This window comes from Alicyclobacillus acidocaldarius subsp. acidocaldarius DSM 446 (assembly GCF_000024285.1).
GTDB classification, from domain to species: domain Bacteria; phylum Bacillota; class Bacilli; order Alicyclobacillales; family Alicyclobacillaceae; genus Alicyclobacillus; species Alicyclobacillus acidocaldarius.
On record NC_013205.1, the window covers coordinates 2,905,461 to 2,916,840 of the forward strand.

Annotated in this window: 12 protein-coding genes; 3 read left to right on the top strand and 9 right to left on the bottom strand. The window is 56.9% G+C overall.

The features are described 5' to 3' along the window. Nucleotides 1-19: 19 nt before the first annotated feature. The 5 genes from AACI_RS14110 to AACI_RS16085 all read right to left on the bottom strand — a co-directional run bounded on the left by AACI_RS14110 (nt 20) and on the right by AACI_RS16085 (nt 3,892). The gene (locus tag AACI_RS14110; protein ID WP_041708274.1) at nt 20-787 is read right to left on the bottom strand and encodes an ABC transporter permease subunit; all 768 of its coding nucleotides are present in this window, start codon (nt 785-787) and stop codon (nt 20-22) included. Nucleotides 788-798: 11 nt separating this feature from the next. Further along, on the bottom strand, nt 799-1,944 hold the full coding sequence (ssuD, locus tag AACI_RS14115) for an FMNH2-dependent alkanesulfonate monooxygenase (protein WP_012812053.1): 1,146 nt from the start codon (nt 1,942-1,944) through the stop codon (nt 799-801). 19 nt (nt 1,945-1,963) lie between these two features. Beyond that, nucleotides 1,964-3,040, bottom strand: a complete 1,077-nt coding sequence (locus tag AACI_RS14120) for a sulfonate ABC transporter substrate-binding protein (RefSeq protein WP_148213802.1) — start codon at nt 3,038-3,040, stop codon at nt 1,964-1,966. A gap of 15 nt (nt 3,041-3,055) precedes the next feature. Then, nucleotides 3,056-3,601 carry an NADPH-dependent FMN reductase gene (gene ssuE / locus AACI_RS14125; protein ID WP_012812055.1) on the bottom strand — a complete coding sequence of 182 codons (546 nt, stop codon included), beginning with the start codon at nt 3,599-3,601 and terminating at the stop codon, nt 3,056-3,058. A 129-nt stretch (nt 3,602-3,730) separates the two neighbouring features. Further along, a complete protein-coding gene (locus AACI_RS16085) occupies nt 3,731-3,892 on the bottom strand; it encodes a YezD family protein (RefSeq protein WP_012812056.1) in 162 nt (53 codons plus the stop codon). A gap of 180 nt (nt 3,893-4,072) precedes the next feature. Between AACI_RS16085 and AACI_RS14130 the strand changes: the two genes are divergently transcribed. The 3 genes from AACI_RS14130 to AACI_RS14140 all read left to right on the top strand — a co-directional run bounded on the left by AACI_RS14130 (nt 4,073) and on the right by AACI_RS14140 (nt 6,715). Continuing rightward, nucleotides 4,073-4,480, top strand: coding sequence for a MerR family transcriptional regulator (locus AACI_RS14130; protein ID WP_012812057.1), 408 nt, complete (start codon nt 4,073-4,075; stop codon nt 4,478-4,480). Next, nucleotides 4,480-6,081: an acyl-CoA dehydrogenase family protein gene (locus AACI_RS14135; RefSeq protein ID WP_012812058.1), complete on the top strand. Its 1,602-nt coding sequence runs from the start codon at nt 4,480-4,482 to the stop codon at nt 6,079-6,081. The genes AACI_RS14130 and AACI_RS14135 overlap by 1 nt, the downstream gene beginning before the upstream one ends. Nucleotides 6,082-6,268: 187 nt before the next feature. Then, nucleotides 6,269-6,715, top strand: a complete 447-nt coding sequence (locus tag AACI_RS14140) for a hypothetical protein (RefSeq protein WP_008338318.1) — start codon at nt 6,269-6,271, stop codon at nt 6,713-6,715. Nucleotides 6,716-6,892: 177 nt separating this feature from the next. Here the strand turns inward: AACI_RS14140 and bioB are convergent, their stop codons facing one another. From bioB to bioA, 4 genes are read right to left on the bottom strand one after another with little or no spacing between them, the layout of a single operon-like run. Further along, nucleotides 6,893-7,891: a biotin synthase BioB gene (gene bioB, locus AACI_RS14145; protein WP_012812059.1), complete on the bottom strand. Its 999-nt coding sequence runs from the start codon at nt 7,889-7,891 to the stop codon at nt 6,893-6,895. 47 nt (nt 7,892-7,938) lie between these two features. Further along, a complete protein-coding gene (gene bioD / locus AACI_RS14150; RefSeq protein WP_012812060.1) occupies nt 7,939-8,688 on the bottom strand; it encodes a dethiobiotin synthase in 750 nt (249 codons plus the stop codon). A 38-nt stretch (nt 8,689-8,726) separates the two neighbouring features. Then, a complete protein-coding gene (bioF, locus tag AACI_RS14155) occupies nt 8,727-9,899 on the bottom strand; it encodes an 8-amino-7-oxononanoate synthase (protein WP_012812061.1) in 1,173 nt (390 codons plus the stop codon). Then, a complete protein-coding gene (bioA, locus tag AACI_RS14160) occupies nt 9,893-11,248 on the bottom strand; it encodes an adenosylmethionine--8-amino-7-oxononanoate transaminase (RefSeq protein WP_012812062.1) in 1,356 nt (451 codons plus the stop codon). The genes bioF and bioA overlap by 7 nt, the downstream gene beginning before the upstream one ends. Nucleotides 11,249-11,380: the final 132 nt, after the last annotated feature.

The following is an 11,380-nucleotide window of genomic DNA, read 5'->3' on the forward strand; positions in this document are numbered from 1 at the left end:
AGCCTTCCGCCTCCCTCCGTCAAACTGCTTGCATCCCAATGGGATGCCATCGCAACAACCTCGTCTCGAGAACTCGCGCGATCACGTCAGACAGCTTTCCGAGTAGCGCATAGAGGACCACGCCTAACACGACAATGTTCATTTGCATAAACTCCTGCGCATTCATCACCATGTACCCAATTCCCGAATTCGCGGAGATGGTTTCCGCGACGATGAGCGTCACCCACATGACGCCAAGGCTGTATCTCACCCCGGACAAAACGGACGGCAGCGCTCCCGGCAAAATCACCCTCCCAAACATCTTGAGGCGACTGAATCGATAGACTCGAGCCATCTCCAAAAGTCCCGGATCCAGGGACTGAATGCCGAAGTATGTGTTCATGTACATGGGAATCGCCGTTCCGAGCGCGACCAGGAACACCTTCGCCTGCTCGCCGATCCCGAACCACACAATGACTAGCGGTACCAGAGCGAGGTGCGGGATGGTGCGGATCATCTGAATGGGGGTATCCAGAAGTCGACTGGCCTTCTTTGAAATACCGTTCAACGTGCCGAGGGTGAAACCGACAGTGGCACCGATGAAAAACCCGCTGAACGCCCGGGCTGCACTTGTCGCGATGTACGTCCACAGCACCCCTTGGCGCGCGAGCATCAGCGCCGCGTCCACGACCCCAAGCGGCGTGGGCAAAATGCGTCGAGATATCACGCCTGCGCTCCCGAGTGCCTGCCATATGACAAGGACGGCAACCGGGAGCACCCAAGGTGCCACCCGGTTCCAAAACCACATGCGCCATCTGCTCACGCCTTCGCCGCTCTCCTTTCCTCAGGAATCCATGCGTTCGCCACGATCTCGCCGAACGGCCCCGTAAAGGTCCGTTTGCTGGCGTTCGTGTCAGACCTTCTGACCAAGGGAAAGACCAACTCCGCAAATCGGTAGGCTTCCTCAAGGTGGGGATAGCCCGACAAGATGAAGGTTTCGATGCCGAGGTCGGCGTACTCGCGGATGCGTTCCGCCACGGACTCTGGGTTGCCCACGAGTGCGGTCCCCGCTCCGCCGCGAACCAGGCCCACGCCTGCCCAGAGGTTCGGACCCACCACCAGCTTGGACGGATCGCCTTGATGGAGGGACTGCATGCGGTGCTGACCGACCGAGTCCATGCGCTGAAACACCTCCTGCGCCCTGCGAATCGTGTCGCGATCGACGTACCGAATTAGATCTTTCGCAGCTCGCCACGCTTCGTCTTCGGTCTCGCGGACGATCACGTGCAGGCGTATCCCGAATCGCACGGTTCGACCCTCTCGCGCTGCGAGCGCTCGCACGGTCTGAATCTTCTCGGCCACATCCTGCGGTGGTTCACCCCATGTCAAGTAAACGTCGACGTGCTTGGCAGCAACTCGCTTCCCTGCCTCCGAAGAACCTCCAAAATAGACCGGAGGATACGGACGTTGAATCGGAGGATAGAGAATGTGCGCGTCCTCGACTCGCAGGTGACGGCCGGCGAAGTCCATGTGTTCGCCTCGCATGACGCTCCGCCAGACGGTCAGAAACTCGTCCGTCACCTCGTAGCGCGCATCGTGGTCGAGGAAGAGGCCATCGCCCCTGTTCTCAACGGGATCGCCACCGGTTACGATATTGACGGCCAGACGCCCTTCCGAGAGACGGTCGAAGGTCGCGGCCATCCGCGCAGCCAGGACGGGCGACATCAACCCGGGCCGCAGCGCCACCAGAAAGCGCAGGCGCTCCGTCGCGGGAATGAGCGCGGATGCGACAATCCACGCATCCTCGCAACTGCGGCCGGTGGGCAGCAGCACACCGTCGTACCCGAGGTTGTCGGCGGCCTGAGCGACTTGGCGCATATAGCCGAGATCGACCTGCCTGGCCCCGTACGTGGTGCCCAAATAGCGCGTGTCTCCGTGCGTCGGAATGAACCAAAAGAAATCCATCGAAGAATCACCTCATCCGTCATGGGAGTTTGTGCAGATGGAATGTCCCCTGCCAGACATCGTCCTGGACGCGGATCGGATTCGGAATCAGACCTAATTGATAAAACTCGTTCGCAATGGATTGCTGTTCGGCCACGATATCCTTGGTAATCGGCTCGATGCCAAAACGGTGCTTGGCAAACGACTGGTACAGCGAGGTCACGTCGATGTCCATCTGCGGCGCCAGTAACTTCGCGGTGTCCAGCTTGTGCTGGTTGACCCACTCGTCGGCCTGTTCCAACCCACTGAGATAGTCCTGAACGATATCCGGGTGCTGTTGCGCGAAGGAGCGAGTCACGTAGTAGAATTGATAATTATTGGTGACTCCTGTGCCGTCCGCAATGGCGCGCGCGTGCATCGTGTTTTCAGCAGATGCCTCGTATGGATCCCAAATGGCCCAAGCGTCCACCTTGCCCCCCTCGAAGGCGGCTCGGGCGTTGGGAGGCGTCAGGAAGTCGAGCGTCACATCGTGGATGGTCAGGCCTGCCTTTTTGAGCTGTTGAACAAGCATGTATTCCACATTGGAGCCCTTGTTCAGCGCGATGGTCTTGCCTTTCAGGTCCTTCACAGTGTGAATGGGAGAGTTGGGCGGCACCAAGATGGCTTCGCCCTTCGGATCAGCAGGCTCATGCGCGAGGTATAACAAAGGCGTACCGGCGGCCTGCGCGAAGATGGGCGGGGCGTCTCCCGTCTCGCCGAAGTCGATGGCGCCGGCGTTCATCGCCTGCAGGAGTTGGGGCCCACCGACAAATTGGATCCACTGCACCCGGTAGCCCTTTTTCTGCAGATCCTCGTCGAGCCACTTTTTCGCCTTCAGAATGATGTCGGTCCCGTCCAACTGATAACCGATGCGAACCACGCCGCGGTTTGCGGTGCTTGCTGCCCCCTTTGAAACACCCTCGCCGAGAGAGGTGGCCTGTGTGTGAGCGGTCGCACCCGCGCGATTCTGTGCATGGCCGAAACCCGCGGAGATACCCGCCCCTGCCAGAACCACGGCGAAAGTTGAGATGAGGAAAGCATCACGTCGCTTCAATGAAATCGACCCCCTTGTGACCATTTGCGTGTTGAGTTGTCATACGACAGCGGTTTGACGACGCACGACGGCTCGAACCAACTCCTCGACACTGGCGACTAAACGCTGGCGATCGGCCTCGTCCATCTGAACCGACGTTTGGTCAACGTGGATGGCCTGATCGAGAAGGTATACGCTTGAAACAAAAGTCCTCGCGCCCAGGGCCGTAAGCACAGGCTTCAACGCATAATCGATGGCGAGCAGATGTCCGAACGATCCGCCTGTCGCAATTGGAAGCACGGTGGTATCGTGAAGCGCGTCCTGGGGAAGAAGGTCGAGAAACGTCTTCAGCAAACCTGTGTAGGCGACCTTGTAAACCGGCGTCGCAATCACCACCGCGTCACTGGACACCACGGCGCTCACCGCGCTCTGAATCTCAAAATTGGCGAGATCGGCGGAAGCCAGTGCATCGAATGGCATCGAACGAACATCCACGCGCTTGGTGCGCAGACCTGCGGACTCAAGCATCTGCTCCACCACGCCCATCACGGCTGCGGTCTTCGAACGCTTGGAGGGACTCCCCTGCACCAACGCTACGCTCGTCAAGCTTCATGCACCTCCAAAACATGAAGGAGACCCGCCAGGCACAACTTCCCCTGTGCGAGTCTCCAGATGACTGGTCGACCCTGGACCCAGACGCGAATCCATGGTGCTTTTGTTCCGCGTCCCTCGCGGTTACGACGAGAACCTCCATTTCTCCAGGCGATTGATCTGGACCACCTGCCCTTGATGAACGACGATCTCGACGGACCCGTGCGACATGCCCTCCAGTGCCCGAAGGACGTGTTCCACCCACTGGGGCGGATGCTGAATGTCCAACTTGACAGTCGTCGGCATGCGTCCACTCCCCCCTGATTGAAGTTTCATGCGTTGCATCTGGTGATGGTCTTATCTTATTAAACCAATCAAAATTGTCAACATTATGATGACATCATGACAAGTTACGCATTGACGCTCACGTAATTTTTCAGTATATTGAGCCCAAATTCGCGTCATCTCGCGGCGAGGTGCATGCTCATGCGCCGCTACTACACCATTCGAGATCTCGCCGACATGTTCGACATCACCCCGCGCACCCTGCGCCACTACGAGGATATGGGCCTGCTGAAGCCCGCACGCCGAGGCGCAAAGCGCCTGTACAGCGAGCGGGATCGCGTCCGCCTGCAACTCATCCTGCGCGGGCGCCGCCTGGGATTCAGCCTGCCCGAGATCGCCGAGATGCTGGATCTGTACGATGCCGATCCGACCGAAATCACGCAGCTGCGCGAAGTCATCCGGCGAGGCGACGAAAAACTGCGCCACGTGGAACTTCAGATCTCCGAACTGGAGGCCCTGCGCGACGAGCTTATCGCGATGCGGAGCCGCCTCCAACAAGTGCTCGACGACAAGCTGAAACAGTGTCATCAGAAAGGGTGTGACGATTGATGCGCGCGCTGTCGTACGCCTATGGAACCAACCACTTCTCCCAGGATATTGTCCTCCAGGACGTGCTTCGCCACTTCTGGCCGCAGTTCGAGGCGCACGAGGCCGATCTCACCCGTTTCGGCTCCATCGCCGGCCGCGAAGTGTACGAGACGGTGTATCACGTCGATCACGACGCCCCACCCGTCCTCGTCCAGCACAATCTCGACGGCAAGCGGATCGATCGCGCCCGCCTCTCCCCCTCCCACCTCGCCTTGTTGAAAGCGCTTGCCTTCATCAACCGCCCACCCTACGAAGGCGACTCCTGGCATCATCATTTCGCGTACGGCTATCTCATCGGCGATCCCGGCCTGTATTGCGTCCTGACCATCACCCAGCAGGTCGCCTACGCGATTCACAAGTACGCGCCGGAATTCGCGGAGTGGAAGGAGGCTCTCCTCTCCGGCCGGGCGTTTGGCGCCACATGGATGACCGAGGTCCAGGGCGGGAGCGATCTCGGCGCCAATCAGACCACGGCCCGCTTCGACGGCGAGGTGTGGCGGCTCTCGGGAGACAAGTACTTCGCGAGCGGGGCTGGCCTCACCGACTACGCCATCGCGACGGCCAGGCCCGAGGGCGCGCCGAGCGGCCCCAAAGGGCTCGCCCTCTTTCTCGTGCCGCGCCTGCGCAAGGATGGAAGCCTCAATTTCCACGTGCGGCGGTTGAAGGACAAGAGCGCCACGCGCGCCGTGCCCTCCGGCGAAGTGGAATTCGTTGACACCGAGGCCTTTCTCATCGGTGACAAACACCTCGGCATTTATTACACGCTCGAAAACCTGACCGTGTCCCGGCTGGCCAATGCGGCGGGCGCCATGGGCATCGCGCAGAAGGCCCTACTCGAAGTCATGCACCGCGTCCGCCACCGCCGCAGCTTCGGCCATGCCCTGCGCGATCACGCCCTCATCCGGCGCGATCTCACCGACTTCGCCGTCCGCCACGCCGGCGGGCTCGCGCTCACGTTTCAGGCCGTCGACCTGTTTGATCAGGCGTGGCACGAGCGCCCGCCGTACAGCCCGAAGTACCATATCGCACGGCTGTACACCCATCTGGCCAAGACGCGCACGGCGGATCACGCGGCTCACCTCACCGCCATGGCCATGGAGCTGTTCGGCGGCCTTGGCTTTCTCGAGGAGTACGCCATCGCCCGCTGGCACCGCGAAGCCCTCATCACGCCCATTTGGGAGGGGCCGAGCAACATTCAGGCGCTGGATTTCCTGGAGACGCTGATAAAACTCGGCAGTGTGGACGACGTCATCGACCGCATCGCTGCGCCACTTTTGGGCCACGACGTACCGGGAGGCGGTGACGCCGTGAAACGTGTGCGCCAGGAGGTTGCGGCGCTGCGCGCGCTGCCCCGCCCCGAGGCGGAGTGGCAATCGAAGTCGGTTCTGCGCACCGTGGCGGATCTCGCGCAGGCGGCAAGCCTGTACCGGCTGGCCGAAACCGCAGGAGAGCGGTACGAGAAGCTGGGACAGCTGTACCTGTCTCACTTCCTGGATGGCCAGGAGTATCCGTCCTGGGCCTTGTACGACTCTTCCGTTTGGAGTTGGGATCTGCGCGCTTAAAGATTCACGAGATGGACAAAGAGGAATTCTAAGAGTAACCTTTGCGTATCTCGTGAGTTTTGAATCCATGTAGGATCCCAAACGTAGATTCGAAATGAACCGGTGCGAGATGCGGAAAGCCGTCATCGCGTTACGCACATCGAGGCGCCCGTGGTCGAGCTCATCATCGGCGAAGGAGTCATGTAGAATGAAAATCAAGCGAATTTCTTTTGTAATATTCCTTATTCTCTTGGTTGTGTTCATTTTAGCATGTTTGTATCTCTATATCGCAAACCAACAGGATGCCTATGTATCCAGGGTGTTGAAGCAAGACATGGTTCGTGCGGAGGCGCAAAGCTTTCGACAGCTTCCCCTCGCAACGGTGGATGATTCGAATACCGGAGCACAGTATTTGGCACCGTATCTAAGCGATCCTCGGTTGACTGAGAAAGTATTCAAACATGACCTCATCCTATTGGTAAACCGATCGAAACTGCCCTTTCAGGTCAGAGTCATCAACGCATGGCTTTCTAGCCCGAATTTCACCGATGGAAATGCGGTCGTGTTTGCAACCTATCGAAATGGCCTTGGGCAGATCCGAAACCTACAAATCCTTCAGGACTTCTCGGTTCCCCACTATCCAATGAAGCATTGAGCATTCGTCATCGCATGAGGAAGGGCACCGATCATAGGGAATTACTTCGCAGTCATCTTCGATAGGTAGGACGTGTGGAATTGGGCCGGGCGGCTCGCGTCGCGCCCGTCGCTGGCACACCCGCTCCTTCCCCGTCTATTCGCCTCGCCCCCTGCCCCAATGTTCAGATCCGCATCGTCACAGCGCGCATTCTTCAATCTCAAACCCGAGGTCTTCGATCATGGCCCAGTCCTCCGTCGGCGCCTGCCCGGGCGTCGTCAAGTAGTCCCCGACGAAGATGGAGTTGGCCGGGTAGAGGCCGAGCACCTGCAGGCTGCGCAGGTTTCGCTCTCGCCCGCCTGCGATGCGGATCTCCTTCGACGGATTCACGAAGCGCATCATGCAGAGCAGCTTCAGGCACCGCCGCGGGTTCAAGGTCTCCATGCCTTCGAGCGGCGTGCCTGGGATGGGATTCAGAAAGTTGCACGGGATGGAGTCGGCGTCCATCTCCTTCAGCGCAAACGCCATGTCCACCGCCTCCTCGTCCGATTCGCCCATGCCGAAGATGACCCCCGAACACGGCGAGATGCCCGCCTCTTTCACGTGCTCCAGGGTCCGGACGCGATCGTCGTAGGTGTGGGTGGTGCAAATGTCGCCATATCGATCTCGGCTCGTGTTCAAGTTGTGATTGTACCGGTGCACGCCGGCCCGGGCGAGCCGATCCGCCTGGGCGGGCGTCAAGAGCCCGAGGCAGCAGCAGATCTTGAGGGTTGTGGTGGCGCGGATTTCCTCCACGGCCTCGGCGATGCGCTCAATCTCCCGATCCGACGGCCGCCTTCCGCTGATGACGATGCAATACGTGCCGGCCTTGCGACGCTCGGCTTCGCGCGCGCCGGCGATGATTTCCTCTTTGGAGACCAGCGGATACTTGGACACCGGGGCCTTTGAGATGGCGGACTGGGAGCAGTACGCGCAGTCTTCGGGGCACATCTTCGACTTGGCGTTGATGATCATGTTGAGCTTGACCTTCTTACCGAAGTAGCGCCTGCGAATCAAGAAGGCGGCGGCGAGGAGATCTAGGAGTTCGTCGTCGCTCGACCGCAGAATGTCGAGGGCTTCCTCGCGAGTCACGCCGCGCCCATCAAGGACGCGACGGGCGAGGTCAATCCAATTGGTCTGATAATCGATTTTCATCATGGTCAATGCCCCCTCGTGCACGCATTCACAGAGCAGATTGAATTGAACTACACATTGGGTCTTTCATATATAGCATTCATGGATTTAGCTATCCCAAGCACATCAATATTTTGTTCGACAGCGTTCACAATCTCTAGTTCGACAGTGCATGACGACATATTCGGCAGCACACCAAATACCGGAACACCTGTCGCTTCGCGAATGTAGTCGCTATTCGTCCGTTCTAGAAGAAAACTGATCTGTTTATCCGGAGCATCGTCCGCGTAAGTATCGCTGCCCCTGTTCAAGACGACGCCCAAAACTCGAATTCCGCGGCGGTTCAGGTATTCGATGGACAATATCGTGTGATTTATCGTTCCCAGCCCAGCTCGTGCCACAAGTAGGACTGGAAAATTAAGAGCTTGAATGACATCTACAAGCCACGCATCGGATAAATAGGGAACGGCAACCCCACCTGCCCCCTCCACAAACACCCACTCATGCCGCTTCGCAGCCTGGCCAACGAAAGAGAGTACGTGATCAAGAAAGAGATCCAAACCGGACAACTTTAAGGCTAGCTGTGGTGCAACCGGATGAGGTAGGGCACATAGACAGATGTCCGAGACGCTGTCCGATACACCTGCCAAGCGCTTCAGCTTCGCAGCATCGCCCTCTGGGTCGTCCAAGTGGTTTCCACTCTGAATGGGCTTGCAGACCCCGACGTCGTAACCCCTGTGGCGCAAGGCACATGCCAAAACGCCAGTTACCCATGTTTTTCCTACTTCTGTGTCAGTTGCTGTGATAAAGAGTCCTTTCATTGTTCTTCTCCCGTGCAAGAGGTTCCTCCATCTCCCGCTCACCGAGATGGTTTCCAATCCTTTAAGACGTCGATAACAAGTCTTACATCCGTCATCTCATGTGCTGCCGTGAGGCTGAAACGTAGTCGGCACTTTCCTTCAGGAACAGACGGGGGCCGGATCGCAGGCACATAGATTCCATAGCTCATGAGATGCCTGGATATGGTCAGTGAGCTATGTTCGTCACCTACAATGACGGGTACAATCGGCGTTTCCCCACCTCGCACGACGTAACCCAACTGCTGAAGACTTGTTCGGAGTGCGCTGCTCAGAGAAAGCACTTTTTGCCGCCGCCAATCCTCGAGCTCCGCAATGCTTCGAGCCTTTCGGGCCGAACTCGCAACCATCGGTGACAAGCCTGTTGAGAAAATGAACGACCTTGCGCGATTAACAAGATATTCAATCAATATCTTTCTTCCGGCCACATAACCCCCTTCTGCCCCAAGGGCCTTAGAAAGCGTTCCGATGTAGACAATATCGTCGACGTTCACAATACCAAAGTTTTCAAGCGTTCCTGCTCCCCGTCTACCCAACATTCCCACGCCGTGCGCGTCATCCAAAATCACTACCGCCTCGAAGAGACGCGCGATTTCAATCAATTCGGCAATGGGCGCAATGTCCCCATCCATCGAAAAGACAGCGTCTGAAACCACGAAGCGCTGACCGCGACATGGTGTCTCCCGCATCAGCTGCTCCAGGTGTTGCACATCAGCATGTCGATACACAACGACCCTCGCTCGTGTCATACGACACCCATCGATTAGGCTCGCATGATTGAGCTCATCGGAAAACACGACATCATCGGACCTCACGAGAGCAGAAAGGACACCGACATTGGCCGCATAACCCGAGGAAAATACAAGGCTTGCCTCGGCACCATGCCAAGACGCCAATTCTGCTTCCAGCCCCTCTATCTCGGGATGGTTTCCAGAGATAAGTCGAGATCCAGTAGCTCCCGCCCCATATTCATGGGAAGCTGCTTGGGCAGCCTCGCGCACGCGGTGGTCAAAACTCAGGGCGAGGTAATCATTTGAGGAAAAATGTAAAACTTCTTTCGATTCCAGCCACATGCGTGCGCCTCGTACGACAGTTGAATGCAAGCTTCGATGCCTTCCAGCCTCACGTAAGTCAAAGAGCTCATTTACGATCCTCGACTCTAAGGATTTCAACATGAGGAAACCTCCCGTAGGCCGCGTTCAATCGCCTCGCAGAGAATAGATGTCATTTCAAAAATCTCATCCTCAGTCGATGCGAGGGGAGGCATGAACACGACCACGTCCCCTAGCGGTCTCAAGAGCATCCCGAGTTCTCGTGCTTTCCAGCAAACTCTCCAAGCCACCCTCTTATTGACTGGAAAAGGCCTCTTTGACTCACGGTCTTGAACCAATTCGATCCCAACCATAAATCCGGCTTGTCGAACATCGCCGACGTGGGGATGCTGGCGCAGAGACGCCAATCTCATTGCTAGAAGAGGAGACAATTCTTTTACATTATCAACAATTCTATTTCTATCCATTAGGTCCAGATTCTCAAGTGCACACGCACAACCAAGCTGATTGCCCGTGTAAGAATGCCCATGGTACAGCGCCTTGAACTCGTCGTACTCACCGTAAAACGCGTCGTAGATTCTATTCGTTGCAAGTGTCGCTGCGACAGGTAGGTATCCCCCTGTCAACCCCTTCCCAATTGTCAGAATATCAGGCGTAACTCCTTCATGATCGCAAGCCCACATGCGGCCTGTTCTCCCAAAACCCGTAGCCACCTCATCGACGATAAGTAGCACGTCATAGGCGTCACAAAGAGCGCGAAGTCCCTGCAGAAAGCCCTTTGGTGCCGGTACAATACCACCTGCACCTTGCACAGGTTCCACAATAAGCGCGGCAATTTCATCCGCCTTCCTTTCAAAAAGCTGCTGGACTGCATGTAGTGCTCCCTCTCGTGGCTCAGCGTCTCTGTACGGATTTCGATAGCTATTGGGAAAGGGGACTCTATAAGACGTGAATAGAAGTGGCGTATAACGGGCATGGAAGAGCTCAACGTCCCCTACAGAAACGGCTCCAATCGTGTCTCCATGATATCCATCGGACATGGAGACAAATTTGTTTTTTCGCGACTTTCCTACATTTTGCCAAAACTGAAATGCCATTTTCAGCGCGATTTCCACAGCTTCAGCGCCAGAATCAGAAAAGAATAACTTCGCCAAACCTGAAGGAACTATCTGGACAAGCCGCTCAGCAAGGAGAATTGCAGGAACATTACCTTGACCGAGGAGAGTAGAATGAGCGATTTGATCCAGTTGCCTTCGAATCGCCTCGTCCAGCTCGGGTACCCGATGTCCGTGGACATTGAGCCAGAGGGACGAAACCCCGTCCCAATAGGCCCTTCCGTCTACATCAATAAGCTTTCGGCCCTCGCCGCGTGCAACGATTACTGGATCGCGGTCAAGATAGTCTTTCATTTGCGTAAATGGATTCCAAAGGTATCGTCTGTTCTTTTCCAGAAGGTCAGCGTATGACGTCAAGGTGTGCCCCCCTGATATCGTTAACTATTAGATGATTTCAGGTTAACATATTATCCAAGCCGTCCATCTATGTAAAGACGTAACCCATGCGTTAAGTCACCTTTATAAAGCTCCTTTCAAGCTAAAGCACCC